Source organism: Hydrogenophaga sp. L310, from assembly GCF_055703065.1.
This window is the reverse complement of record NZ_JBVPZA010000013.1, coordinates 89,251-114,104: the sequence shown is the minus strand read 5'-3', so window position 1 is coordinate 114,104 and position 24,854 is coordinate 89,251. Positions and strand designations below refer to the sequence as shown.

Genomic DNA, 24,854 nt, shown 5'->3' with positions numbered 1-24,854 from the left:
CTGGCCGATGCGGGGTTCCGCTGTGAGGCGGTGTTTGAGCAACTCAAGGGCAGCCCGAGCGAGTTGATCGTGGCGCTGGGCCGCGAGGGCAAGCAGGACCTTGAGATCGACGCCCAGAAGTACCCGCACAGCGCAGCGATGGATGCCAAGTTGAAGACGCCCGAAGGCAAGGCTGCCTACCGCAAGAGGAAGTGGATCGTGGAGGCGCCCAACGGTTGGATCAAGAGCGTGCTGGGGTTCAGGCAGTTCAGCCTGAGGGGATTGGACAAGGTCAAGGCCGAGTTCAAGCTCGTGTGCCTGGCGCTCAACTTGAGAAGGATGTGCAGTTTGCGCGGTACTTGAGGGGGAAACGGGGCATCGCGGGCCGCGAAACGGAGCCCTCAGACCCGCACAAGGTCGCCGCACAGACCACTCAAAACAACGGGAACGATCAAATCGCCCGAGGCACCGCGCAGTTGCAATCAAATCAGCACGCCAAACGTTCTGCCGCGCAGACTCCTAGCGGCCATCTGGCCATCACAATAGAAGGAGACAAGCATCATGCATTTATTCAAAGTACTCATCACCGCCGCCTGCGCGCTGACGACCACCATGGCCGTTCATGCGCAGACCTACCCGTCGCGGCCCATCAAGATCATCGTCGCCTACGCCGCCGGGCAAGGTACCGACATCGCCACGCGATACCTCGCCACCCAGTTGTCGAGCGATCTGGGCCAGCCCATCGTGATCGAAAACAAGGCCGGCGCCGGGGGCAACCTGGGCACCGAACTGACCAAGCAGGCGGCGCCAGACGGTTACACGCTGACCATGGGCACCAACGCCACCCATGTGCTCAACCAGTTCCTGTACAGCAAGCTGCCGTTTGATGCGGCGCGGGACTTCGAGCCGATCGCCCTGGTCGGCACCTTCCCCATGGTGGTGGCGGTGAACAGCGCTTCGCCGCTGACTTCGGTGGCCGAACTGGTGAGCCTGTCAAAAAGCAAGCCTCACAGCGCCGACATCGCCATGCCCAGCACCACCGCGCGGCTGGTGCTTGAGTTGCTGAAGGACACCTCCTCGGTGGAACTCTTCGGCATTCCGTACAAGGGTTCGGGCAACGCCATGACCGACCTGCTGGGCGGACAGCTCCCGGCGATCATCGACACGCCGACGGCCTTGCGCCCCCACCTGGCTTCGGGCAAGGTTCGCGCCCTGGGGGTGACTTCTGCCCAGCCCAGTGGCCTGGTTCCGGGCGTCAAGACGGTGGCGGAGCAGGGTTTCACCGGTTTCGAGGTGGTGGCATGGAACGCCCTGTACGCACCCAAAGGCACCCCCCCCGGCGATCGTCAACACCTTGAACGCCGCCATCAACAAGGTGTTGATGCGACCTGAAACCCGCCAGCGCTTGCTGGACATGGGCTTTGACCCAGCGGGCGGAACGGTGACCCAGCTGGCCGACTTCGCGAGCGCGGAACGCAAGAAATGGGCGCCGGTGATCCAGCGCGCAGACATCCGGGTCGATTGAGGTCGGCCCCCGGAGCGCCCTGAACCAGCGCTTGGTTCAGGGCCGGTCGAGCAGCAGGTCGGCGATCGAGCGGGCTTCCCGCTGCATCGCGGCCGCCAGCTGCGACGTGGCGGTCGCCTGCAGCTGGCTGGACAGGCCGACGGCCACCAGGGTGTGCATGAGCCGGCCCGAGGGCTCGAAGATGGGCACCGCCACGACGGTGATCCCGCTCATGAAGTTGTCGCGGTCCATGCTCCAGCCGCGTGCCCTGGTCTCTTCGACTTCCTTTTTCCACTGGGCAAAGCTCGGGGCCTTGTCCCACTCGATGGCGCTGAACTTCTTGCGCAGCGCGGTCCAGTTCTCGCCGCTGTAGGCCGCGATCAGGCGCCCCGTGGCGCTCACCAGGGAAGAAAACTGGCTGCCCACGTCGGTGTGCATGCGGAACGGCTGGTCCGACCGCGACAAGGCCAGCACCACCACGGTCTGCTTGGGCGTCACCTCCACCCCCATCGCCGTCACCCCGAACGAAGACGCCAGCCGGTCCAGGCCCGGCTGGGCCAGCTGGGCAAAGCTGCCGCCCTTGAGCACGCTGCGGGCCAGGCTGATCATGCCGCTGCCCAGTGCGTAATGTTTGGTGCCGGGTTCCAGCTTCACCAGTTCCTCGCTCACCAGCACCCGCAGGATGTGCAGGCAGGTGCTGGGCACCAGGCCCAGTTCGTCGGCAATCGCCTTCACGCCCAGGGCCTGGTTGGTTCGCCCCAGCAGACGCAGGATGGCGATGGACCGCGTCACCGCGGGCACATCGCGCACGCGAACACTTTTCTTCACCGGTGCGGTGGGCTGCCGGGCGGTCTTGGGTTCAGGTGGCATCGGGTTCTTGGTTCCATGGAAAGCATTTGTCCATGGACAATCTTAGCCTGACCGTTTCGAGACCCGGCCCGGATCAGGCCGGTTGCTGCAGCCCATCGCGGGGAATCTGCTGCGGCCGGCCGTCCTGGTCGACGGCGACGTAGGTCAGGCTGGCCTCGGTGACCTTCGCGTACTGGCCCTGGGTGCCAAAGCGCTCGGCGAACACCTCCACCTGCACGGTGATCGAGGTGTTGCCTATGCGTGTGACGTGGGCGAAAAAGCTCAGGATGTCGCCCACGCGCACCGGCTGCTTGAAGATGAACTGGTTCACCGCCACGGTGACCATGCGGTCCCGGCAGTAGCGGGCCGGCACCACCGCGCCGGCCAGGTCGACCTGGGCCATGACCCAGCCGCCGAAGATGTCGCCATTGGCGTTGCAGTCGGCCGGCATGGGAATGACCTTGAGCACCAGTTCGCGGTCCTGGGGCAGGGTGGTTTGCGGGCGGGGGCTTGTTTCGGTGGACATGGGCACAATCTCTGAATCAACGATTTGCCCCATTGTCCCGCATGCGCTCCCATTCATCCCGTGTTTCCATGCCCCTGCCGACGACCCCCTCCCCCGGGGACACAGCGGCACAGCGCCGCTCCGACTGGGCCACGCTCTCGCGCCTGTTGCCCTACCTGTGGCAGTACAAGTGGCGCGTGGGCTTTGCGCTGGCCTTCATGGTGGCGGCCAAGATGGCCAACGTCGGCGTGCCGCTGCTGCTCAAGGAGCTGGTGGACGCGATGACGATCCAGCCCGGCAGCGTCGAGGCGCTGCTGGTGGTGCCGCTGGGGCTGATCGTGGCCTACGGGCTGCTGCGCCTGTCCACGACCGTGTTCACCGAGCTGCGCGAACTCGTGTTTGCCAAGGCCACCGAGGGCGCCACGCGAAGCATCGCGCTGCAGGTGTTCGGCCACCTGCACGCGCTCAGCCTGCGCTTCCACCTGGAGCGCCAGACCGGGGGCATGACGCGCGATATCGAGCGCGGCACACGCGGCGTGCAGTCGCTGATCTCGTATTCGCTCTACAGCATCTTCCCCACGCTCATCGAGGTGATCATGGTGCTCACGCTGCTGGGCACCAAGTTCGACATGGGCTATGTCTGGATCACGCTGGTGGCGCTGGTGCTGTACATCACCTTCACGGTGACCGTGACCGAGTGGCGCACCAAGTTCCGGCGCGAGATGAACGAGCTGGAGTCGGTGAGCCAGACGCGCGCCATCGACTCGCTGCTGAACTACGAGACCGTCAAGTACTTCAACAACGAAGCTTTCGAGGCGAGCCGCTACGACGAGGCGCTGGAGAAGCTGCGCCGCGCGCGCATCAAGAGCCAGACCACGCTGTCGCTGCTCAACGCGGGCCAGCAAGTGGTGATCGCGGTGGCGCTGGTGCTGATGCTCTGGCGCGCGACCCAGGGCGTGGCCGAGGGCCGCATGACGCTGGGCGACCTGGTGATGGTCAACGCCTTCATGATCCAGCTCTACATTCCGCTGGGTTTTCTGGGGGTGCTCTACCGCGAGATCAAGCAGAGCCTGACCGACCTGGACAAGATGTTCGTGCTGCTGGAGAAGGAGCGCGAAATCGCCGACCAGCCGGGCGCGCAGGACCTGGTGCTCGACGGCCCGCCGGCGGTGACGTTCGAGAACGTGCGCTTCTCCTACGAGCCAGCGCGCGAGATCCTGCACGGCATCAGTTTCGAGATCCCGGCCGGCAAGACGGTGGCGGTGGTCGGGCCCTCGGGCTCGGGCAAGAGCACGCTGGCGCGGCTGCTCTACCGCTTCTACGACGTCAGCAACCACGAACCCGGGGGGCCGCATGGCGGCGGGCGCATCAACATCAACGGCCAGGACATCCGCGAGGTCACGCAGTCCAGCGTGCGCCAGGCCATCGGCATCGTGCCGCAGGACACGGTGCTGTTCAACGACACCATCGAATACAACATCCTCTATGGCCGGCCCGAGGCCGGGCACGAGGCCGCGGTCGCCGCTGCGCAGGCGGCGCACATCCACAGCTTCATCCAGAAGCTGCCGCTGGGTTATGCCACCACGGTGGGTGAGCGCGGCCTGAAGCTGTCGGGTGGCGAGAAACAGCGGGTGGCGATTGCGCGCACGCTGCTGAAGAACCCGCCCATCGTGATCTTTGACGAGGCGACCTCGGCGCTGGACTCGGCGAATGAGCGGGCGATCCAGGCGGAGTTGAAGAGTGCGGCGCGGAACAAGACTTCACTGGTGATTGCGCACCGCTTGTCGACGGTGGTGGATGCGCATGAGATTCTGGTGCTCGTCAACGGCGAGATCGTTGAGCGGGGCACGCACGCTGATCTGGTTTCGCGTGGTGGGGTGTATGCGGGGATGTGGGCGCTGCAGCAGTCAGGGACGGACTGATCCCTCTTCGTCGTTGTGTCTTTGGCCTTCGAGGCGTGCCGGGTCTCGGCCCGGCGGCCGTGTCTTCACGCCCTCTGCCACTGGGAGAGGGCAGGGGTGAGGGCCAGGCCAGCCATGCCACCGGAGCGAACGACCCCGCCGGCCCTCAAGCCGCCCGCATCTTCCCCGTCTGCTCAAACCGGCTGTGCCAGGACAGCGCCTCGTCCAGCAGGTGCGGCGTGTGCATGCCGCCATGCCCCGCGCGGGCGTTGGCTTCGCTGCGTTCCACGTAGTCCAGCAACGCGGGCCTGAAATCCGGGTGGGCACAGCGCTCGATGATCAGGCGCGAGCGTTGGCGCGGTGACAGGCCGCGCAGGTCGGCCAGGCCTTGTTCGGTAACGATGATCTGCACGTCGTGTTCGGTGTGGTCCACGTGGCTGGCCATGGGCACGATGCAGCTGATGCTGCCGCCCTTGGCGGTGGACGGGGTCATGAACACCGAGAGGTAGGCGTTGCGCGCGAAGTCGCCCGAGCCACCGATGCCGTTCATGATGCGCGTGCCCATCACATGCGTGGAGTTGACGTTGCCGTACAGGTCGGCTTCGATCATGCCGTTCATGGCGATGATGCCGAGCCGGCGGATCACCTCGGGGTGGTTGCTGATCTCCTGTGGCCGCAGCACGATGCGCTCGCGGTAGAAGTCCAGGTTGGCGAGGAACTCTTGCATCACGGGCGCCGAGAACGACAACGCGGTGGAAGAGGCCATGGCCATCTTGCCGGACTTGAGCATGGCAAGCATGCCGTCCTGCAACACCTCGGTGTAGCCCTGCAGGTGATTGAACGGGCCGTCGTTCAGGCTCTCCATCACCGCGTTGGCGATGTTGCCCACGCCCGACTGCAGCGGCAGCAGCTCGGGTGGCAGGCGGCCCTGCTGGACTTCGTCCTGAAAGAAGGCCATCAGGTGGCCGGCGATGCGTTTCGAGGCGTCATCGGGCGCCGAGAAGCGGGTGTCGCGGTCGGGCAGGTTCGTCTCGACGATGGCGATCACCTTGGCCGGGTCGCAGCGCAGGTAGGGCTCGCCGATGCGGTCGCCCGCGTGTGTCATCGGGATCGGCTTGCGGTGCGGCGGGCGTTCGGTGCCGTAGTAGATGTCGTGCATGCCTTCCAGGCCCAGGCTGTGGCCGTGGTTGACCTCCAGGATCACCTTGTCGGCCTGGTCCAGCCAGGTCTTGTTGTTGCCCACCGAGGTGGCCGGGATCAGGCGGCCGTCTTCCAGGATGCCCGCGACCTCGATCACCGCCACATTGAGCTTGCCGAGGAATCCGAACCACACGTACTGCGCCACGTGCGAGAGGTGGATGTCGATGTAGGCCATCTCGCCGTCGTTGATGCGCGCGCGGCAGGTCGGGTCCGACTGGTAGGGCAGGCGCATGTCCATGCCGCCGACCTTGGCGAGCGCGCCGTCGAGTTCGGGCGCGGTGGAGGCGCCGGTCCAGACACCGATGCGGAATGCCTTGCCGGCGTCGTGGTGCGCCTGGATATTCCGGGCCAGCGCCAGCGGAATGGCCTTGGGGTAGCCGGCGCCGGTGAAGCCGCTCATGCCGACGTGGTCGCCGTGTTCGATAAGGGCCGCGGCGGCTTCGGCCGACATGATTTTCTGACGCAGGCCGGCGTGGGCGATGCGGGACGGGCGGATCGGAGGCGGGTTCTGTGTCATGGGATGGAATATCAGGGTTAACCCTAGGTATTGGCTATCGTAACGGATGCCCATGACCGCAAAGCGTCAAAACACCGGGATTCACCCGCGCGCATAATCCGCGACCATGGAAACCAAGTGGCTGGAAGACTTTGTGAGCCTGGCTGAAACGCGCAGCTTCAGCCGTTCGGCGCAGCTGCGCCACGTCACCCAGCCCGCGTTTTCGCGCCGCATCCAGTCGCTCGAAGCCTGGGCCGGCACCGATCTGGTGGACCGGTCGTCCTATCCCACCCGCCTCACGCCCGCGGGTCAGACGCTCTACGAGCAGGCGCTGGAAACCCTGCAGGCGCTGCAGACCACACGCGCCATGCTCAGGGCCCACACGGCCGCGGCGCAGGACGTGATCGAGTTCGCGGTGCCGCACACGCTGGCCTTCACCTTCTTCCCGGCCTGGCTCTCCAGCCTGCGCGAGAGCTGCGGCCCGATCAAGAGCCGGCTGATCGCGCTCAACGTGCACGACGCCGTGATGCGCCTGGTCGAAGGCAGCTGCGACCTGCTGATCGCCTACCACCACACCTCGCAGCCGATCCAGTTGAACGCCGCGCGCTACGAGATGCTGCCGCTGGGCCGCGAGACGCTGTCGCCCTTCGTCAAGCCCAACGAACAGGGAGAACCCCTGTTCACGCTGCCGGGCACGGTGGCGCATCCGCTGCCCTACCTGGCCTACGCGCCCGGCGCCTACATGGGGCGCGCCGTGGAGCAGATGCTCAAGCAGAGCACCGCGACGGTGCACCTGGACCGCATCTATGAAACCGACATGGCCGAAGGCCTCAAGGCCATGGCGCTCGAAGGACACGGTGTGGCCTTCCTGCCCGCCAGCGCCGTGCGCCGTGAGCTGCGCGCCAAGCGCCTGGTAAGCGCGGGGCAGGGACTCGATACCGCGCTGGACATCCGCATCTACCGCGAGCGACCGGGCACGCGCAAGGCCAAAGGCTCGGTGGACGCGTTCTGGAACGATCTGGAAAAACACCTGGCCGCGCAAACCAAGGCCTGAGCTGCAGGCTATTTGAGACAATGGGGTCATGAACGCCCCTGTCTCTGCACCCCAGACCCTCACCATCACCCGCCCCGACGACTGGCACCTGCACGTGCGCGACGGCGAGGCCCTGCGCACCGTGGTGCCGCACACCGCGGCCCAGTTCGGCCGCGCGATCATCATGCCCAACCTGAAGCCGCCGGTGACCACCGCGGCGCAGGCCCTGGCCTACGCAGAACGCATCCGCGCCGCCGTGCCCGCCGGCATGGGCTTCGAGCCGCTGATGACGCTGTACCTGACCGACAACCTGCCGGCCGACGAGATCGCCCGCGCCAAAGAGGCCGGCGTGGTCGCCGTCAAGCTCTACCCGGCCGGTGCCACCACCAACAGCGACGCCGGCGTGACCGACATCCGCAAGACCTATAAAACGCTCGAAGCCATGCAGAAGGCCGGCATGCCGCTGCTGGTGCATGGCGAAGTCACCAGCCCCGAGATCGACCTGTTCGACCGCGAAGCCGTGTTCATCGAGCAGCAGCTGAAGCCGCTGCGCCGCGACTTCCCCGAGCTCAAGATCGTGATGGAACACATCACGACGAAAGAAGCCGCGCAGTACGTGGCCGAGGCCGACGAGTTCCTGGGCGCCACCCTCACCGCGCACCACCTGCTCTACAACCGCAACGCCATCTTCACCGGCGGCATCCGCCCGCACTGGTACTGCCTGCCGGTCCTGAAGCGCGAAGTCCACCGCCAGGCCCTGGTGGCCGCGGCCACCAGCGGCAACGCCAGGTTCTTCCTCGGCACCGACAGCGCACCGCACCCGGCGCACCTGAAGGAGCACGCCACCGGCTGCGCCGGCTGCTACACCGCCCACGCCGCCATCGAGATGTACGCCGAGGTCTTTGACGCGGCCGGCGCGCTCGACCAGCTCGAAGCCTTTGCCAGCTTCAACGGCCCGGCCTTCTACGGCCTGCCGCGCAACAGCGGCACCATCACGCTGAAGCGCGAAAGCTGGACGCCGCCCGAGAGTTTTGCCTTTGGTGAAGCCGAGCTGAAACCGTTGCGCTCGGGCGAGGCACTGCCCTGGAAGCTGGTGGTCTGAACCACCATGTGCGCGTTGATCGAGGCGGTGCAGACCTGGCCGGCGCCCGACTGGTCGTTGCCCTGGAACGCGCCGTTTGCCGTGGATGGCGCGGTGGTGCGCAGCGCCTGCGAGCAGGGTGTTCCGCTGCCGCAGGCGCTGACGCAACGCATCGGAACCCTCGGCCCGCGCTTCGTGCCGCAGGCCGATCTGCCCGAAGGCACAGCCTACGAGCAGTTCATCTTCGAAACCGGCAGCGTGCCCACACGAGAAGGCCTGCACGACTTCTTCAATGGCTTGTGCTGGATGCGCTTTCCGGCCACCAAACGCCTGCTCAACCGCCTGCAGGCGGAGGAGATTCAGAAAGCCGGTGTGGGCCAGGTGCGCGGCCCGGTGCGCGATGCCATCACGCTGTTCGACGAAAACGCCGTGCTGTTGCAGGCCCCAGACGAACTCTGGGACGCGCTGATCGCGCGCGAGTGGACCCGCCTCTTCGTGGCGCTGCGGCCCCTGTGGGCGCAGGCGCGGCTGGTGCTGTTCGGCCACGCCCTGCTGGAGAAGCTGGTGACGCCCTACAAGTCGATCACCGGCCATGTCTACCGGGCGCGGGTGCCGCCGGGCCTGGGTGATGACCTGGCGGCATGGGATGCCTGGCTGGCGGGCCGATTGAGCGCGACCGGGCTGGGTGAAAAGCCCTTCACGCCGCTGCCCGTGCTCGGGGTGCCGGGCTGGTGGGCCGGGAATGAAAAGGCGGACTTTTATGCCGACGCCGGTGTGTTCCGGCCGCAGCGCCTCCCTGGAGATGCCCGGTCACCGAGCGCTGGCTGAATCGTTCAAGTCTTTGAAATTCAAGGCTTTTCCCTTGAATTGCCGACACCTGTCCCCATACTGGTTTCTCGGTATCATGCGCGCACCCGCCCGGGCCGCGCGGACACCGGCCCCGGGTTTCAGATGGAACCTTGGGGCGGCTGAACGATCCTGTCTTTGCAGCCGGTTGTTCAACCGGGTCACCGTCCACATGGAGAAAAAATGAAACGCATCCTGCTGTTTGTCCTGACCAACTTCGCCGTCATGGCGGTGTTGCTGGTCACCACCCGCATCCTGGGGGTGGACCGCTTCCTCACCGCCAACGGGTTGAACATGACGGCGTTGGCCGGGTTCTCGCTCGTGATCGGTTTTGGCGGCGCCATCATCTCGCTGCTCATCAGCAAGCCCATGGCCAAGTTCAGCACCGGCGCGCGGGTCATCAACCAGCCTCAGACCGCCGACGAGGCCTGGATCGTGCAGACAGTGCAGAAGTTTGCCGAAAAGGCCGGCATTGGCATGCCCGAAGTCGCCATCTACGACGGCGCGCCCAATGCGTTTGCGACCGGTGCTTTCAAGAACTCGGCCCTGGTGGCGGTGTCCACCGGCCTGCTGCAGAGCATGACCAGGGAAGAGGTCGAAGCCGTGATCGGCCACGAGGTGGCCCACGTGGCCAACGGTGACATGGTGACCATGACGCTGATCCAGGGCGTGATGAACACCTTCGTGGTGTTCCTGAGCCGCGTGATCGGTTACGCCGTGGACAGCTTCCTGCGCCGCGGCAGCGACAACCATTCCGGCCCGGGCATCGGCTACATGGTGACCACCATCATGATGGACATCGTGCTGGGCTTCCTGGCCGCCATCATCGTGGCCTGGTTCAGCCGCCAGCGCGAATTCCGCGCCGATGCAGGTGCTGCGAGCCTGATGGGCCGCAAGCAGCCCATGATCAACGCGCTGGCCCGCCTGGGTGGCCTGACGCCCGGCGAACTGCCCAAAACTATGCAGGCCATGGGCATCACCGGTGGCCTGGGCAAGCTGTTCTCGACCCACCCACCGATGGAAGAGCGCATCGACGCGCTGCAGAAACTCTGATCCGGGTGTTCGGGAGCCATCGATTCGATCGGTGGTTTCCCCGCCAACAAAAAAGCCCCGCGAGAAATCGCGGGGCTTTTTTGTTGGGGAGCCAGTGAAGGTCTCGTCCCGGACAGACCGGCGGACGGTGGCTTATTCGGCGCTGGCCTGCTGGACCGTGGCCGCTGCGGCGAGGTGTTGCCGCTGCGACTGCGCCACCGCTTCAAAGCGGGCGCGGAACGTCGGGCTCACCGGGATGTTTTCACTTTGACGGGCAATTTCCAGCGGGTCCCGGTGCACGCCCCGGTCGCGGAATTCGAAGTGCAGGTGCGGGCCGGTCGAGGCGCCGGTGGAGCCCACAGCACCCAGGCGGTCGCCCTGCGAAACCTTCTGGCCCATCCTTACATCGATGCGGCTCAGGTGGGCAAAGAGGGTCGTCTGGTTGTCACGGTGGGTGACCTCGATCGCATTGCCGTAGCCGCCTTTCCAGCCGGCAAACGAGACCACGCCGTCACCGATGGTGCGAACGGGCGTGCCGGTGGGGGCCGCGTAGTCCACACCCAGGTGGGCCTTCTGCTTGCGAGAGATGGGGTGAAAACGCATGCCGTAGCCGCTGCTGACGCGCGAAAACTCCAGCGGTGAGGTCAGGTAGGTCTTGCGCGCGCTCTGGCCGTCAAAACCGAAATAGGCACCCTTGTGGCCAGGTTCTTCGAACCAGACGGCTTCGTGCTTGCGCCCGTTGTTGACGAACTCGGCGCTCAGCACGCGTCCGGCGCGCATCGTTTCGCCGTCCGCTTCCAGACTCTCGTAGACCACGCTGAACCGGTCACCCTGGCGCAGGCTGCGGCGGAAGTCGATGTCGGAACCGAAGATCTCGGCCAGTTGCACGGCCACGCTGTCGGGCAGGCCGATGGCGTCGGTCGCGGCAAACAGGGAGGTGTTGATGACGCCACCGGCCAGGCGGACGCTGGGCGTGAGCTCGGCGGTTTCCAGCCGAACCTTGTGACCCAGGGGGTCGGCTTCGATCACCATGCGCTGGAATTCACGCCCATCGTCGGGCAACCAGCGTGCAATCAGGCGCTGCAGTTCGTGGCGGTCGTTGGTTTCCGCGGTGACCAGCTTGCCCGTTCGGCCGTTGAAAAGCTGGCGCGCCGTGGCGTCGTTGCGCAGGAAAGCCAGAGCAGCCGAGTCGGCCACCCCCAGGCGTTGCAGCAGGCTCTGGGCGGTGTCATCGCGGCGCACCTGGTCGCTGCGGAACAGTGTGAGCGATGCAGCGGGTGAGGCGACATCGGTGAGCAGCGGGGCACCCAGCGGAGCCGTGTTCAGCGCCTCGATCACTTGCCGAACCGGCAGATCGGCGGCATCGGGAGCCAGCGGTGCGATGCCAAAAGCCGTCACGCCGGTGCCCAGCAAAATCGCGCCCACACCCAGCGTGATGCGGCGGGGGTGTCGGAGCAGTCCACGGACCAGGAGGCTGGAGGAAGAGAGTGCAAACTGGGGCAGCGAGCCCGGTTTCATGGAAATCAAGGTGCGGTTCCAGCTGGCTTGCCGCAGCGGCGACAGGCAAAAAAAGGACGCCTGATTCGGGGATCGAACCCGTGATCATGGCGCACAAAGGGGCTTGCGTTTGGAAGGCTCCAGGCCGGGCCACTAAAATCCACGCTCGCTAACTCAAAAGTATAGCCAGTTCCAGGGCTGTTGCAGTTGAAAAACCCCTTATGAATCACAGCCTTAACGAAACAAAAGGTGTTCAGAAATCCACGCTGGAGGCGGTGCAGCCGACGGACGGTGTGCGCGAGGCGCTGGCGGTGACCCTGAGAGGCATCGAGGAACTGATCCCGCAGGACGACTGGGTGAAAAAGCTGGCGAGGTCCGAAGCCACCGGTGTGCCGTTGCGCATCAAGCTCGGGCTGGACCCGACCGCACCCGACATCCACATCGGTCACACGGTGGTGCTCAACAAGATGCGCCAGCTGCAGGACCTGGGCCACCAGGTGATCTTCCTGATCGGCGACTTCACCAGCCTGATCGGCGACCCCTCGGGCCGCAACAACACGCGTCCGCCACTGACCACCGAGCAGATCAAGGCCAACGCCGAGACCTACTACAGGCAGGCCAGCCTGGTGCTGGACCCGGCCAGAACCGAGATCCGTTACAACAGTGAGTGGTCGCTTCCGTTGGGCTCGATGGGCATGATCCAGCTCGCGGCCAAGTACACCGTGGCGCGCATGATGGAGCGCAACGATTTCCATGACCGTTTCAAGGCCGGCACGCCGATCTCGGTGCACGAGTTCCTGTACCCGCTGATGCAGGGCTACGACTCGGTGGCTTTGAAGAGCGATCTGGAGCTGGGCGGCACGGACCAGAAGTTCAACCTGCTGATGGGCCGCCACCTGCAGCAGGAGTATGGCCAGGAGCCGCAGTGCATCCTGACCATGCCGCTGCTCGAAGGTCTGGACGGCGTCGAGAAGATGTCCAAGTCCAAGAACAACTACATCGGCATCACCGAAGAGGCGAACAGCATGTTCGCCAAGGTGCTGAGCATCAGCGACACGTTGATGTGGCGCTGGTACACGCTGCTGTCGTTCAAGTCGCTGGCCGAGATCGAGGCGCTGAAGCAGGAAGTGGCCGGCGGGCGCAACCCCAAGGACGCCAAGGTGATGCTGGCCAAGGAGATCACGGCGCGCTTCCACAGCGCGGCAGCGGCGGATGCGGCGGAGCAGGATTTCATCAACCGCAGCAAGGGCGGTGTGCCGGATCAGATTCCCGAGGTGTCGTTGTCGGGTGCGCCCATGGGTGTTGCGGCGCTGCTCAATGCCGCCGGACTGGTGGCGTCCAACGGTGAGGGCAACCGGCTGATCGATGGTGGTGGTGTGCGCATCGATTCTTCTGTGGTCAGCGACAAGGGTCTGAAGCTGGGCGCCGGGGTTTATGTGGTGCAGGTGGGGAAGCGGAAGTTTGCGCGCGTGACTTTGGGCTGACGTTTCGTTTCTCTCCCGCTGTTTCCATTCATGCACCTTTGCGGGATCGGGGCGCCAGCGCGCTCTGTTCCGTTCGTGTCCCCCGGACCGGCTGCGCCGGTCCTCCTCCTTGACCTCACTGCACAGAACGCACTGTCACCCCGATCCGATGCGGTGCTGGCAGGCCACCGTTGATGCGCCCTTGTTGGCATGCCGCTCAGTCGGCGGTCTGAAGGACCGGCGTGGCTGGCGCAGCGAAGTCAAGGAGGAGGGGCCGCGCAGCGGCCCCGGGGGACATGAGCGGAGTCAGCCGCGCCGGTTCTTCAGACCATGAGGTAACGCCTAAGCACAAGGGTTTCGGTCGCACGGCTGCCTTGGCGGCGAAAACAGCACGACCTCACTCAAACAGCGGCTTCACGTTCCAGATATCGTCGGCGTACTCGCGGATCGTGCGGTCCGACGAGAACGCGCCCATGCCGGCCACGTTCATGATGGCCTGGCGCGTCCACTCGGTGGGGCGGCGGTAGACCTCGTCCACCTTCTGCTGCGTGGCGATGTAGTCGGCGTAGTCGGCCAGCAGCAGGTAGTAGTCCGATTCGAGCAGGGTGCGCGTGATGTCGTGGAAACGCTTGGGCTCTTCGGGGCTGAAGGCGCCCTCGGCGATGCGGTCGATGGCGCTCTTCAGGTCGTAGTTGTGGTCGTAGTAGCGGTGCGGGTTGTAGCCGCTGGCGCGCAGGGCCGCCACCTGCTCGGTGCGCAGGCCGAAGATGAAGATGTGGTCGAGCCCCACGTTTTCGGCGATCTCGATGTTGGCGCCGTCCCAGGTGCCGATGGTGAGCGCACCGTTGAGCGCGAACTTCATGTTGCCGGTGCCCGAGGCTTCGGTGCCGGCGGTGGAGATCTGCTCCGACAGATCGGCCGCGGGGATGATGACCTCGGCCAGCGACACGCGGTAGTTCGGCATGAACACCACCTTGAGCTTGTCGCCGATGCGCTTGTCGTTGTTGACCGTGCGCGCCACGTCGTTGATCAGCTTGATCACCAGCTTGGCCATGTAGTAGGCCGAGGCCGCCTTGCCGCCGAAGATCACGGTGCGCGGCACCCAGTTGGCGTTCGGGTGGGTGAGGATCTGCTGGTAACGCGTGACCACGTGCAGCACGTTGAGCAACTGGCGCTTGTACTCGTGCATGCGCTTGATCTGCACGTCGAACAGGCTGTCGGGGTTGACGATCACGCCCGTCTCCTGCGCGATGCGCTCGGCCAGGCGCTTCTTGTTCTGCGTCTTGGCGAGGCGGAAGGCGTTCTGGAATTCGGGTTCGGTGGCGAACTCGCGCAGTGCGCTGAGTTCGTCCAGGTGGCGGCGCCAGGTGCTGCCGATGCGCGCGTCGATCAGTGCCGAGAGCGGGCGGTTCGCTTGAGAGAGCCAGCGCCGCGGCGTGATGCCGTTGGTCTTGTTGCAGAAACGCTCGGGCCAGATCCTGGCGAAGTCGGCAAAGATGGTTTCCACCATCAGCTGGCTGTGCAGCGCCGACACGCCGTTGATCTTGTGGCTGGCCAGCACCGAGAGCGAGGCCATGCGCACCCTGCGCTGGCCACGTTCGTCGATCAGCGAGACGCGGCGCAGCAGTTCGTGGTCATTGGGGAAGCGGTCGTGCACCTCGGCCAGGAAGCGCGCGTTCAGGTCGTAGACGATGCGCAGGTGGCGCGGCAGCAGCCGGCCCATCAGGTCCACCGGCCAGGTCTCCAGCGCTTCCTGCATCAGCGTGTGGTTGGTGTAGCTGAAAATGCGCTGGCACAGGTCCCAGGCGCTGTCCCAGTCGATCCGGTGCTCGTCCACCAGGATGCGCATCAACTCGGGCACGGCCAGCGCGGGGTGGGTGTCGTTGAGGTGGATGGCCACCTTGTCGGCGAGCTGGTCGAAGCTGCCGTGGTCCTTCAGGTAGCGGCGCACGATGTCCTGCAGCGAGGCGCTGACAAAGAAATACTCCTGGCGCAGGCGCAGCTCCTTGCCGTGTTCGGTGCTGTCGTCGGGGTAGAGCACGCGCGAGACGTTTTCCGACTCGTTCTTGGCCTCCACGGCGCGCATGTAGTCGCCCTTGTTGAAGGCGTCGAGGTTGATGCCGCTGGTGGCGCGCGCGGTCCACAAGCGCAGCGTGGCCACACTGCTGAGTTCGTGGCCGGGCACGCCGCTGTCGTAGGCGGTGGCGATGACGTCGTCGGTGTCCACCCAGCGCACGTGCTCGCCTTCCTGCACCAGGCGGCCACCGAACTGCACGGGATAGCTGAACTCGGGGCGCATGAATTCCCAGGGGTTGCCGTTGACCAGCCAGTAGTCGGGTTCTTCGACCTGGCGGCCATCGACGATGCGCTGCGCGAACATGCCGAAGTCGTAGCGGATGCCATAACCCATGCCGGGCAGGCCGACCGTGGCCATGGAGTCGAGGAAACAGGCCGCGAGGCGACCCAGGCCGCCGTTGCCCAGGCCGGGGTCGTTTTCCAGGTCGATCAGGGCGTCGAAGTCGGCGCCGAGCTGGGTGCAGGCGGTCCTGGCGTCGTCGTGGATGCCGACCGCGAGCAGGGCGTTGGTGAGCGCGCGCCCGGTCAGAAATTCCAGCGAGAGGTAGTACACGCGCTTGGCGTCGCTGTCCTGCGCGGTGGCCAGGGTTTCGCGCCAGCGGTCCATGGTGCGGTCGCGCACGGCGTGGAACAGGGCAAACAGCCAGTCGCGCCGGGTGGCGGAGCGCAGGTCTTTGCCGACCGCGTAGACCAGCCGGTTGGCGATCGACTTGCGCAGCGCGTCGACGGTGTTGTCCAGGTGGTCGTATTCGAACGGCGCGGTGACGGTGCCGATCGCGGTGCCGGTGGTGGGTGTGAGCAGGGTGTTGGGCATGGCGGTGGTGTCGGCAGGTCGGTGGCGAACGGGAGGGGGCGGTGTTTCGGGTTCAAGCAGAACGCGTGCCATCGGTGGCAGTTGCCAGAGCGGTCTCGTAGACCCGCAGGTAGTCGCTGGCGGCGCGGGCCCAGTCGAAGCGCAGCGCCATGGCGTGGCGCTGCACGGCCAGCCAGTCGGCCGGGCGTCGCTGCAGGGCAAACGCGCGCCGCAGCGCGGACGACAAGTCGGCCACGTTCAGATCGTGGAAGACGAAGCCGCTGGCGCTGCCGTCGTCCAGGTTTTCCAGGCTGCAGTCGGTCACCGTGTCGGCCAGACCCCCGACGGCGCGCACCAGCGGGAGCGTGCCGTAGCGCAGGCCGTAGAGCTGGGTCAGGCCGCAGGGTTCGAAGCGCGAGGGCAGCAGGATCACGTCGGCGCCGGCGATGATGCCGTGGGCCAGGGCTTCGTCGTAGCCCACGCGCAGGGCCACCTGACCCGGATGGCGCTGTGCGCAGTCCTGCAGCGCGGCTTCGATGGCGGCATCGCCCGCGCCCAGCACGGCGAGCTGGCCGCCGCGCTGCACCAGTTCGTCGACCACGGCGGGCAGCAGGTGCAGGCCCTTCTGTTCGGTGAGGCGGCTGACGACGGCGAACAGCAGGGCGTCGGGCCGTTTTTCCAGGCCGATGGTCTTTTGCAGCCGCGACTTGGCCTTGGCTTTGCCGCTCAGGCGGGTGGCGCTGAAGCCGGGCCGGACCAGCGGGTCCGCTTCCGGGTTCCAGACCGCGTCGTCCACGCCGTTGAGGATGCCGCTCAGCACCGGCTGGCGTGCACGCAGCACCCCGTCGAGCCCGCAACCCTGTTCGGGTCCGGTGATTTCACGGGCGTAGGTGGGGCTGACCGTGGTGATGGCGTCGCTGTACAACAGGCCGGCCTTCATGAAGGAGATCTGGCCGTGGAATTCGAGCCCGTCGAGGTGGAACAGCGGATCGGGCAGGCCCAGGGCGCTGCGCTGGTCCGCGTCGAACAGGCCCTGGTAGGCCAGGTTGTGGACGGTGAAGACCGTGGCTGGCCGGTGCTGTCCGGAAGGGGGGAGCTGATGCAGGTAGGCGAAGGCCAGGCCGGTGTGCCAGTCGTGGCCGTGCACCACGTCCGGGCGCCAGGTGGGGTCCAGGCCGGTGCCGAGCAGGGCGGCGGCCCAGCCCAGCCAGGCGAACTGCTGCGCGCTGTCGGGCCAGGGCTGGCCGCTGGCGTCGAGGTAGGGGTTGCCTTCGCGTTCGTACAGGCCGGGCGCGTGCAGCAGCAGCACGGGTTGGCCGCTGGCACCGATGCGTCCGGCCTGCAGCCAGGGCGCGGGGCCGGCCGTGGTGTCGGGCCGAGGGCCGAGGCCCCAGGGCAGGCCGGGCGCGCCGCCCGCTGGCACCGGCAGGGCGGGGCCTTCCGGTGCCACACCCGCCACCACGGACGGGAAGGCGGGCAGCAGCAGGCGCACGTCGGCACCCGCGGCCGCCAGCGCCGGCGGCAGACCCGCACTCACATCGGCCAGCCCGCCGGTCTTGAGCAGCGGATAGACCTCGGAACAGACGTAGAGAACGCGCAATGTCATTTCAAGGCTTCAAGCATGGCTCGGGTGACGAGCACCACACCGCTGTCGGTGCGGAAGAAACGGCGCGCGTCTTCAGCCGCATCGAAGCCGATCTGCATGCCGTCGGGGATGACGCAGCCGTTGTCGATCACCACCTTGCGCAGACGGCATTCGCGGCCCACGTCCACTTCGGGCAGCAGCACGGATTCTTCGATCGTGGTGAAGGAGTGCAGCCGCACCTTGGAGAACAGCACCGAGCGGCGCACCGAGGCGCCCGAGATGATGCAGCCGCCCGAGACCAGCGAGTCCACCGCCATGCCGCGGCGGCCGTCGTCGTCGAACACGAACTTGGCGGGGGCGAGCTGTTCCTGGTAGGTCCAGATCGGCCAGTCGCGGTCGTACATGTCGAGCTCGGGCACGGTGCCGGTGAGGTCGATGTTGGCGGCCCAGTAGGCGTCGACCGTGCCGACGTCGCGCCAGTAGGCGGGTGCCTCGGGCGTGCTCTTGACGCAGGACATGCCGAAGGGGTGGGCCACCGCGTCGCCCGCGGCCACCATGGCCGGGATCAGGTCTTTGCCGAAGTCGCGGCTGGAGCCGGGCGTGGCCGCGTCTTGGGCGAGCGCTTCAAAGAGGTGCTGCGCATCGAACACGTAGATGCCCATGCTGGCCAGCGCCACATCGGGCTTGCCCGGCATGGCGGGTGGGTTGGCGGGTTTTTCCAGGAAGCCGACAATGCGCCGCTCGGTGTCGATCGCCATCACGCCAAAGGCGGTGGCCTCGGCCAGCGGCACTTCGATACAGCCCACGGTGCATTTTTTGCCCTGCGCCACGTGGTCGGCGATCAGGCCCGAGTAGTCCATCTTGTAGATGTGGTCGCCGGCGAGGATCAGGATGTACTCGGGCTTGTGCGCACGCAGGATGTCCAGGTTCTGGTAGACCGCGTCGGCCGTGCCCAGGTACCAGCTTTCGTCGCCCATGCGCTGTTGGGCGGGCAGCAGGTCGATGAATTCGTTGAACTCGTTGCGCAGGAAGCTCCAGCCGCGCTGCAGGTGGCGCAGCAGGCTGTGCGACTTGTATTGCGTCACCACGCCGATGCGGCGCACGCCCGAGTTCAGGCAGTTGGAGAGCGCGAAGTCGATGATGCGGAACTTGCCGCCGAAGTACACCGCGGGCTTGGCGCGCCGGTCGGTCAGCGCGTGCAGTCGCGAACCGCGCCCGCCCGCGAGCACGAGGGCGATGGTGCGTTTGGCCAGTTGCTGGGGGTTGGGCTTTTCCATGCGTGTCTCCTGTCGGGTTGAAAGGCGGGGAAGGTCAGGGGTGGGGCCAGCGTCCGTGAGCTTTCGTCATGGCCGCCAGGCGCTCGGCGGGTTCGTGGTTCACCTGGCTCCAGTCGAAGCGCCATTCCCAGCAGCCGGTGGCGAGGCCCGGGGTGTTCATCCGGTGCCGGGTGTCCAGGCCCAGCACGTCCTGGAACGGCACCACCAGGGTGTTGGCGACCGACATGGACAGCGCGTTGATCAGGGTCCAGTGCGGCTCGGTGTCGACGCAGTGGCCCAGGTAGGCGCGCGCGGCCGTCTTTTCACCCGCCGTCGCACTGGTCCACCAGCCCACCGTGGTTTGATTGTCGTGTGTGCCGGTGTAGGCCACGGTCTGGCGCTCCAGGTTGTGCGGCAGGTACGGGTTGGCCGGGCCGCTGCCAAAGGCGAATTGCAGGATGCGCATGCCCGGGAAGCCGCAGGTCTCGCGCAGCGCGGTCACTTCGGGCGTGATCAGACCCAGGTCTTCAGCAATGATGGGCAGGCGGCCCAGCTCTTCCTGGATGGCGTCGAAAAAATGCTGGCCCGGACCGGGCTGCCAGTGGCCGGCGATGGCGGTGGGTTCGCTGGCCGGGATTTCCCAGTGCGCCTCGAAACCGCGGAAGTGGTCCAGCCGCACCACGTCCACCTGCTGGAACTGGTGGGCCAGCCGGTCTTTCCACCAGCGGTAGCCGCGGTGCGCCATCGCTTTCCAGTTGTAGAGCGGGTTGCCCCAGCGTTGTCCGGTGGCGCTGAAATAGTCGGGCGGCACGCCGGCCACCACGGCGGGGTCCATCTGATCATCGAGCAGGAACTGGTCGGCGTGGGCCCAGACGTCGGCACTGTGGTGCGCAACGAAGATGGGCGCGTCGCCCACCATCTGCACGCCGCGCTCGCGTGCGTAGCTGCGCAAGTTCTGCCACTGCACCCAGAAGCGCCATTGCACGAAGCGCCAGAAACCCAGCGCGTGCACCGACTGTTCGCGCACCGCGTCCAGCGCGGCAGGCTCGCGCCGGGCCAGTGGCTCCGGCCAGAGCGACCAGGGGCCGCCGTGGCGTTCGTCCAGCACCATGAAGAGGGCGTAGTGATCGAGCCAATGGGCCTGTTCGGCGCAGAACGCGGCGAGGGCCTCGCGGCAGACCGGGGTGGCGCGTTGCGTGAAGCCGTCCCAGGCCTTGCGCAGGCAGGCCATGCGGTACGGGGCCACCCGCTCGAAATCGCAATGGTGGTGGTCGAAGCCCTTGCGCGCCAGCCAGGGCAGCCAGCCCTGGTGCACCAGGTCGTCCAGGTCGACCATCAGCGGGCTGCCGGCGAAGGCCGACACGCTCTGGTACGGCGAATTGCCCGGGCCGGCGGGCGAGAGCGGCAGGATCTGCCAGATCGACTGGCCGGCCGAGGCCAGCCAGTCCACGAAGTGGCGGGCGGCCGGGCCGAGGTCGCCCGAGCCGTGCGGGCCGGGCAGGCTGGTGATGTGCAGCAGCACGCCGCAGGTGCGGCGCGAGAGCAGGTCGCTGGGTTGGTGGTTCATGGTGTGAGGCGGAGGAGGGGTCATCCGCCCTGCAAACTCTGGACCAGCACACACATCCGGGTCTCGGCGAGGTGCAGCTGGCTGCTCACGGGTTCACCCGCCGCTTCGTTCAGGGCCACAAAGCCGCGGGCACTGTCCAGCCGCCGCGACCAAGGTCCCGGCGGCAGGGCCATGGTGGTGTGGCCGCGACCGGCGTGCCAGACCAGCAGCAGGCGTTCGGCGGGTGGTTGGCCCTCTTCACCCACGGTGATCACCGCGCCCAGGGTGCAGTGTCGGCTGTTGTTCCAGGACGCGTTGTGCATCGCCGCGCCATCGCCGTGCAGCCAGGCGATGTCGACGGGCCCGCCCGGCGCCAGCGACTGGCCGCTGAACCAGCGCGCGTGGCGCAGGCCGGGGTGCTGGCGGCGCAGCGCGGCGAGACCGGCCACGAAGTCGGTCATCTCCCCGTCGGCCTGCGGCCAGGCCAGCCAGGTGAGGGCGTTGTCCTGGCAGTAACCGTTGTTGTTGCCTTGCTGGCTGTGGCCGATCTCGTCACCGGCCAGCAGCTGCGGTGTGCCCTGGGCGCAGAACAGCGTGGCGAGCAGGGCGCGGCGCCACAGGCCGCGCCGGTGTTGCACCAGCGGATCGTCGCTGGGGCCTTCGGCGCCGGCGTTGGCGCTCAGGTTGTGGCCGTGGCCGTCGCGGTTGTCCTCGCCATTGGCGGCGTTGTGCTTCTGGCTGTAGGCCGTGAGGTCGGCCAGGGTGAAGCCGTCGTGCGAGGTGAGCAGGTTGACGCTGGCCGCGGGCAGCCGGCCTTGGTGGTGAAACAGGTCGCTGCTGGCACTCACGCGGCTGGCGAGTTCGCCGAGCGAGGCGTGGTGCCCGAGCCAGAAGGCACGCACGCCATCGCGGAAGCGGTCGTTCCATTCCAGCCAGCCGGGGGCAAAACCACCGCTGTGGTAGCCGTTGGGGCCGATGTCCCAGGGTTCGGCGATCAGGCGCACACCGCGCAGCACCGGGTCTTGCGCCATGGCGGCGAGCAGCGGCGCGTGCGGGTGGAAGGCATGACCGAGCGCGGCGACGCGGCCGAGCGAGACCGCCAGATCGAAGCGGAAACCGTCCACGCCGTAGGCCATCACCCACCAGCGCAGGCTGTCCATCACCCACTGCACCACGCGCGGCTCGCTCACGTTGAGACTGTTGCCGCAGCCGCTGAAGTTGTTCGGCACGCCGTGTTCGCCCATGGCGTACCAGGCGTTCTGGCCCAGGCCGCGCCAGCAGAGCGTGGGGCCGTCGAGGTCGCTCTCGGCCGTGTGGTTGAACACCACGTCGAGCACGACCTCGATGCCGGCGCGGTGCAACGCATCCACCATCTGGCGGAACTCGGCGCGCACGGCGGCGGCTTCGGCGGCGTTCGACGGATCGTGTCCGCCGGTGGCGGCCGCGTAGGCGGGTTCGGGCGCGAACGCGTTGAGGGTGTTGTAGCCCCAGTGGTTGACCAGGCCGCGCGCGAGCAGGTGGCGCTCGCTGATGTGCTGGTGCACCGGCAGCAGGCAGACGGTGGTGACGCCCAGGCGTTGCAGGTGGGCGAGCACGGCCGGGTGGGCGAGCGCGGCGTAGCTGCCGCGCTGCGCGTCCGGTACCTCGGGATGCAGGCGCGTGAGTGCCTTCACGTGGGCTTCGTAGATGAACACACGCTCACCAGCGATCACCGGGCGCGGCGCGATGGCGTGGCCGGCGTCGAGTTCGGCCTGGGTATCCACCACCACGCATTTCGGCATGGCCGCGGCGTTGTCCAGCGGGTTGGGCTGATGCTGTGCCCAGGGCTGGGAGGGGTGCAGCGGGTCGGCCACGGCATGGCCGGCCTGCAGCGCGAGCTGCCCGGTGCTGCCCACCAGGGCCAGGGCCCAGGGGTCGAGCAGCAACCGGGCGGGGTTGAAGCGCTGGCCCGCTACCGGCACCCAGGGGCCGCTGGCGCGCAGGCCGTAGAGCTGGCCGGCGGTCAGGCCTGGCACGAAGGCCTGCCAGACGCCGTTGCCCTCGGGGGCCAGTGCGATGCGGCGGGTTTCCGGGCCGGTGGCGGTGTCAAACAGGCACACCTCCAGGCCTTCAGCCTGCGGTGCCCAGACGGCAAACTGCACGCCGGATTGCCCTTTCAGTTCGTGCAGGTGGGCACCCAATGCCGGGGTGACGTGCGCCGGGTTCATGCGCTTGCGGGTTCTGGCTTCAGCCACAACACCGCCAGTGGCGGCAACGTGAGCGCCGCCGACCAGCGCTGGCCGTGCATCGGCACCTCGTCGGTCTGCACGCGGCCGTGGTTGCCGACGTTGCTGCCGCCGTAGTGGGCCGAGTCGGTGTTCAGGGTCTCGTGCCAGTGGCCGGCGTGTGGCAGGCCGACGCGGTAGCCGTGGCGCACCATCGGCGTGAGGTTGGCGACCAGCACCACCGTGTCTTCGAGCCGGTGGCCGTAGCGCGCGAAGGCCAGCACGGAATGGTCGGCGTCGTCCACCACCAGCCACTGGAAGCTGTGCGGGTCGGTGTCGCGCGCGTGCAGCGCCGGCTGCGCGCGGTAGGCGTGGTTCAGGTCGCCCACCAGACGCTGCACGCCGGCGTGTGCCGGGTCGCCCAGCAGGTGCCAGGGCAGTTCGCTGTCGTGGTCCCACTCGGTGGGCTGGGCCAGTTCGGCGCCCATGAAGAGCAGCTTCTTGCCGGGGTGCGCGTACATCCAGGCGTAGAGCGCGCGCAGGTTGGCGAGCTGCTGCCAGCGGTCGCCGGCCATCTTGCCCAGCAGCGAACCCTTGCCGTGCACCACCTCGTCGTGCGAGAGCGGCAGGCAATAGTCTTCGCTGTGTGCGTACATCATCGCGAAGGTGAGCTTGTTGTGGTGCCAGCGGCGGTGCACCGGGTCCATCGAAAAATAGGCCAGGGTGTCGTGCATCCAGCCCATGTTCCATTTGTGGTCGAAGCCCAGGCCGCCTTCGGCCACGGCGCCGGTCACGCGCGGGAAGGCGGTGGATTCTTCGGCGATGGTGGTGGCCTGCGGCGCTTCGCGCTGCAGCACCTCGTGCACCTCGCGCAGGAAGGCGATGGCCTCGTAGTTCTCGCGTCCGCCGTCGCGGTTGGGCACCCACTCGCCGGCCGGGCGGCTGTAGTCGCGGTAGAGCATGGACGCGACCGCGTCCACGCGCAGGCCGTCGATGCCGTACTGCTCGACCCAGAACAGCGCGTTGCCGACCAGGAAGTTGCGCACCTCGTGGCGGCCGAAGTTGTAGATCAGCGTGTTCCAGTCGCGGTGGAAACCTTCCTTCGGGTCGGCGTGTTCGTAGAGCGCGGTACCGTCGAAGCGCGCCAGCGCGTGTTCGTCGGCGGGGAAGTGGGCCGGCACCCAGTCCAGGATGACCTTCAGGCCGGCGGCGTGTGCGGTGTCAACAAAGCGGCGGAACGCCTCGGGCGAACCGTGGCGCGCGGTGGGCGCATACAGGCCGGTGGGCTGGTAGCCCCAGGAGGCGTAGAACGGGTGTTCGCTGACCGGCAGCAGCTCCAGGTGGGTGAAGCCCAGGCCGGCGGCGTAAGGCACAAGGTGGGTGGCGAGATCGTCCCAGGTCGGCAGGGTGTGTGGTCCCTCGGGACGCTTCCACGAACCGGGGTGCACTTCGTAGACGGCCATGGGCGCGGCGGGGCGGGTGTGGGTCGCGGCCGGCGCCGGTGCGGCCCGCAGCGGTTCGCACACGCGCGCGGCGTTGCCCGGGGGCAGCTCGGTTTCGCGCGCGTAGGGGTCGGTCTTCATCACGTGCCGGCCGTCGGCGCCCTGCACATCGAACTTGTACCAGGCGCCCACGCCGGCACCGGGCACGAACAGCTCCCAGACACCGCACTCGGGGCGAAACCGCATGGGCTGGGGCTGCCAGCCGTTGAAGTCGCCGGTCAGGCCGACGTGGCGTGCGTGCGGCGCCCAGACCGCGAACGCCGTGCCCGCCACCCCGTCCATCTCGGTGGTGTGGGCGCCCAGTTTCTGCCAGGGCCGCAAGTGCTTGCCTTCGGCCAGCAGCCAGGCGTCGGTCTCGCCGATCCAGAAGCTGGTGGGGGTGCCGGGTGGGGTGGGGGAAGTGGAAGATGGGTTCATGGCGGCACGCTGTTGGCATTCTGGCACCGAACGGGAACCCGCTGGTGACAGCCCGGGCCCGTCTGATACGGCCCGCGTGGCGCACAGAA

19 protein-coding genes are annotated in these 24,854 nt (G+C 67.1%); 9 read left to right on the top strand and 10 right to left on the bottom strand.

The window, feature by feature from the left end:
- The 3 genes from AC0GNO_RS19290 to AC0GNO_RS19280 form a co-directional block, all read left to right on the top strand.
- Positions 1 to 342, top strand: a 342-nt coding sequence (locus AC0GNO_RS19290) for a transposase (RefSeq protein ID WP_472905134.1), incomplete at its 5' end; no start/stop codon positions are given.
- A gap of 198 nt (positions 343 to 540) precedes the next feature.
- Positions 541 to 1,371: a Bug family tripartite tricarboxylate transporter substrate binding protein gene (locus AC0GNO_RS19285; RefSeq protein WP_472905133.1), complete on the top strand. Its 831-nt coding sequence runs from the start codon at positions 541 to 543 to the stop codon at positions 1,369 to 1,371.
- Positions 1,361 to 1,504, top strand: coding sequence for a hypothetical protein (locus tag AC0GNO_RS19280; RefSeq protein ID WP_472905132.1), 144 nt, complete (start codon positions 1,361 to 1,363; stop codon positions 1,502 to 1,504). The genes AC0GNO_RS19285 and AC0GNO_RS19280 overlap by 11 nt, the downstream gene beginning before the upstream one ends.
- Before the next feature lie 36 nt (positions 1,505 to 1,540).
- On the opposite strand, the gene AC0GNO_RS19275 is transcribed toward AC0GNO_RS19280, so the two are convergent.
- Together AC0GNO_RS19275 and AC0GNO_RS19270 are read right to left on the bottom strand one after the other, a co-directional pair.
- Entirely contained in the window at positions 1,541 to 2,353 is an 813-nt protein-coding gene (locus tag AC0GNO_RS19275; protein WP_472886964.1) for an IclR family transcriptional regulator, read from the bottom strand.
- Positions 2,354 to 2,426: 73 nt separating this feature from the next.
- Positions 2,427 to 2,858, bottom strand: a complete 432-nt coding sequence (locus tag AC0GNO_RS19270; RefSeq protein WP_472886965.1) for an acyl-CoA thioesterase — start codon at positions 2,856 to 2,858, stop codon at positions 2,427 to 2,429.
- 68 nt (positions 2,859 to 2,926) lie between these two features.
- Here AC0GNO_RS19270 and AC0GNO_RS19265 point away from each other — a divergent pair, with 68 nt between their 5' ends.
- Positions 2,927 to 4,759 carry an ABCB family ABC transporter ATP-binding protein/permease gene (locus AC0GNO_RS19265; protein WP_472905131.1) on the top strand — a complete coding sequence of 611 codons (1,833 nt, stop codon included), beginning with the start codon at positions 2,927 to 2,929 and terminating at the stop codon, positions 4,757 to 4,759.
- A gap of 145 nt (positions 4,760 to 4,904) precedes the next feature.
- Here the strand turns inward: AC0GNO_RS19265 and AC0GNO_RS19260 are convergent, their stop codons facing one another.
- Entirely contained in the window at positions 4,905 to 6,455 is a 1,551-nt protein-coding gene (locus AC0GNO_RS19260; RefSeq protein ID WP_472905130.1) for an acetyl-CoA hydrolase/transferase family protein, read from the bottom strand.
- Between the two features lie 106 nt (positions 6,456 to 6,561).
- Between AC0GNO_RS19260 and AC0GNO_RS19255 the strand changes: the two genes are divergently transcribed.
- The 4 genes from AC0GNO_RS19255 to htpX all read left to right on the top strand — a co-directional run bounded on the left by AC0GNO_RS19255 (position 6,562) and on the right by htpX (position 10,447).
- The gene (locus AC0GNO_RS19255; RefSeq protein ID WP_472886968.1) at positions 6,562 to 7,488 is read left to right on the top strand and encodes a LysR substrate-binding domain-containing protein; all 927 of its coding nucleotides are present in this window, start codon (positions 6,562 to 6,564) and stop codon (positions 7,486 to 7,488) included.
- A gap of 28 nt (positions 7,489 to 7,516) precedes the next feature.
- Positions 7,517 to 8,569: a dihydroorotase gene (pyrC, locus tag AC0GNO_RS19250; protein ID WP_472905129.1), complete on the top strand. Its 1,053-nt coding sequence runs from the start codon at positions 7,517 to 7,519 to the stop codon at positions 8,567 to 8,569.
- A gap of 6 nt (positions 8,570 to 8,575) precedes the next feature.
- Positions 8,576 to 9,376 (top strand): DUF3025 domain-containing protein, encoded by an 801-nt coding sequence (locus AC0GNO_RS19245; protein WP_472905128.1) that lies wholly within the window; start codon positions 8,576 to 8,578, stop codon positions 9,374 to 9,376.
- Between the two features lie 201 nt (positions 9,377 to 9,577).
- The gene (htpX, locus tag AC0GNO_RS19240) at positions 9,578 to 10,447 is read left to right on the top strand and encodes a protease HtpX (protein ID WP_472905127.1); all 870 of its coding nucleotides are present in this window, start codon (positions 9,578 to 9,580) and stop codon (positions 10,445 to 10,447) included.
- A gap of 132 nt (positions 10,448 to 10,579) precedes the next feature.
- Here htpX and AC0GNO_RS19235 read toward each other — a convergent pair whose 3' ends face one another.
- Entirely contained in the window at positions 10,580 to 11,944 is a 1,365-nt protein-coding gene (locus tag AC0GNO_RS19235; RefSeq protein ID WP_472905126.1) for a peptidoglycan DD-metalloendopeptidase family protein, read from the bottom strand.
- A 200-nt stretch (positions 11,945 to 12,144) separates the two neighbouring features.
- Here AC0GNO_RS19235 and tyrS point away from each other — a divergent pair, with 200 nt between their 5' ends.
- Positions 12,145 to 13,407, top strand: coding sequence for a tyrosine--tRNA ligase (gene tyrS / locus AC0GNO_RS19230; protein ID WP_472905125.1), 1,263 nt, complete (start codon positions 12,145 to 12,147; stop codon positions 13,405 to 13,407).
- A 376-nt stretch (positions 13,408 to 13,783) separates the two neighbouring features.
- Here tyrS and AC0GNO_RS19225 read toward each other — a convergent pair whose 3' ends face one another.
- From AC0GNO_RS19225 to glgB, 6 genes are read right to left on the bottom strand one after another with little or no spacing between them, the layout of a single operon-like run.
- The gene (locus AC0GNO_RS19225; protein ID WP_472905124.1) at positions 13,784 to 16,276 is read right to left on the bottom strand and encodes a glycogen/starch/alpha-glucan phosphorylase; all 2,493 of its coding nucleotides are present in this window, start codon (positions 16,274 to 16,276) and stop codon (positions 13,784 to 13,786) included.
- 52 nt (positions 16,277 to 16,328) lie between these two features.
- The gene (gene glgA / locus AC0GNO_RS19220) at positions 16,329 to 17,855 is read right to left on the bottom strand and encodes a glycogen synthase GlgA (RefSeq protein ID WP_472905137.1); all 1,527 of its coding nucleotides are present in this window, start codon (positions 17,853 to 17,855) and stop codon (positions 16,329 to 16,331) included.
- 2 nt (positions 17,856 to 17,857) lie between these two features.
- The gene (gene glgC / locus AC0GNO_RS19215) at positions 17,858 to 19,117 is read right to left on the bottom strand and encodes a glucose-1-phosphate adenylyltransferase (protein ID WP_472905123.1); all 1,260 of its coding nucleotides are present in this window, start codon (positions 19,115 to 19,117) and stop codon (positions 17,858 to 17,860) included.
- A 34-nt stretch (positions 19,118 to 19,151) separates the two neighbouring features.
- On the bottom strand, positions 19,152 to 20,663 hold the full coding sequence (gene malQ, locus AC0GNO_RS19210) for a 4-alpha-glucanotransferase (RefSeq protein ID WP_472905122.1): 1,512 nt from the start codon (positions 20,661 to 20,663) through the stop codon (positions 19,152 to 19,154).
- 20 nt (positions 20,664 to 20,683) lie between these two features.
- Positions 20,684 to 22,849, bottom strand: a complete 2,166-nt coding sequence (gene glgX / locus AC0GNO_RS19205; protein WP_472905121.1) for a glycogen debranching protein GlgX — start codon at positions 22,847 to 22,849, stop codon at positions 20,684 to 20,686.
- Positions 22,846 to 24,765 carry a 1,4-alpha-glucan branching protein GlgB gene (gene glgB / locus AC0GNO_RS19200; protein WP_472905120.1) on the bottom strand — a complete coding sequence of 640 codons (1,920 nt, stop codon included), beginning with the start codon at positions 24,763 to 24,765 and terminating at the stop codon, positions 22,846 to 22,848. Before glgB ends, glgX begins: the two co-directional genes overlap by 4 nt.
- Positions 24,766 to 24,854 lie beyond the last annotated feature (89 nt).

Coding starts and splice junctions, on each gene's coding strand:
- glgC (WP_472905123.1), bottom strand. CDS start 19,117: ATGGAAAAGCCCAACCCCCAGCAACTGGCCAAACGCACCATCGCCCTC.
- AC0GNO_RS19265 (WP_472905131.1), top strand. CDS start 2,927: ATGCCCCTGCCGACGACCCCCTCCCCCGGGGACACAGCGGCACAGCGC.
- pyrC (WP_472905129.1), top strand. CDS start 7,517: ATGAACGCCCCTGTCTCTGCACCCCAGACCCTCACCATCACCCGCCCC.
- htpX (WP_472905127.1), top strand. CDS start 9,578: ATGAAACGCATCCTGCTGTTTGTCCTGACCAACTTCGCCGTCATGGCG.
- glgB (WP_472905120.1), bottom strand. CDS start 24,765: ATGAACCCATCTTCCACTTCCCCCACCCCACCCGGCACCCCCACCAGC.
- tyrS (WP_472905125.1), top strand. CDS start 12,145: ATGAATCACAGCCTTAACGAAACAAAAGGTGTTCAGAAATCCACGCTG.
- AC0GNO_RS19285 (WP_472905133.1), top strand. CDS start 541: ATGCATTTATTCAAAGTACTCATCACCGCCGCCTGCGCGCTGACGACC.
- AC0GNO_RS19280 (WP_472905132.1), top strand. CDS start 1,361: ATGCGACCTGAAACCCGCCAGCGCTTGCTGGACATGGGCTTTGACCCA.
- AC0GNO_RS19270 (WP_472886965.1), bottom strand. CDS start 2,858: ATGTCCACCGAAACAAGCCCCCGCCCGCAAACCACCCTGCCCCAGGAC.
- glgX (WP_472905121.1), bottom strand. CDS start 22,849: ATGAACCCGGCGCACGTCACCCCGGCATTGGGTGCCCACCTGCACGAA.
- AC0GNO_RS19255 (WP_472886968.1), top strand. CDS start 6,562: ATGGAAACCAAGTGGCTGGAAGACTTTGTGAGCCTGGCTGAAACGCGC.
- AC0GNO_RS19245 (WP_472905128.1), top strand. CDS start 8,576: ATGTGCGCGTTGATCGAGGCGGTGCAGACCTGGCCGGCGCCCGACTGG.
- malQ (WP_472905122.1), bottom strand. CDS start 20,663: ATGAACCACCAACCCAGCGACCTGCTCTCGCGCCGCACCTGCGGCGTG.
- AC0GNO_RS19225 (WP_472905124.1), bottom strand. CDS start 16,276: ATGCCCAACACCCTGCTCACACCCACCACCGGCACCGCGATCGGCACC.
- AC0GNO_RS19260 (WP_472905130.1), bottom strand. CDS start 6,455: ATGACACAGAACCCGCCTCCGATCCGCCCGTCCCGCATCGCCCACGCC.
- AC0GNO_RS19235 (WP_472905126.1), bottom strand. CDS start 11,944: ATGAAACCGGGCTCGCTGCCCCAGTTTGCACTCTCTTCCTCCAGCCTC.
- AC0GNO_RS19275 (WP_472886964.1), bottom strand. CDS start 2,353: ATGCCACCTGAACCCAAGACCGCCCGGCAGCCCACCGCACCGGTGAAG.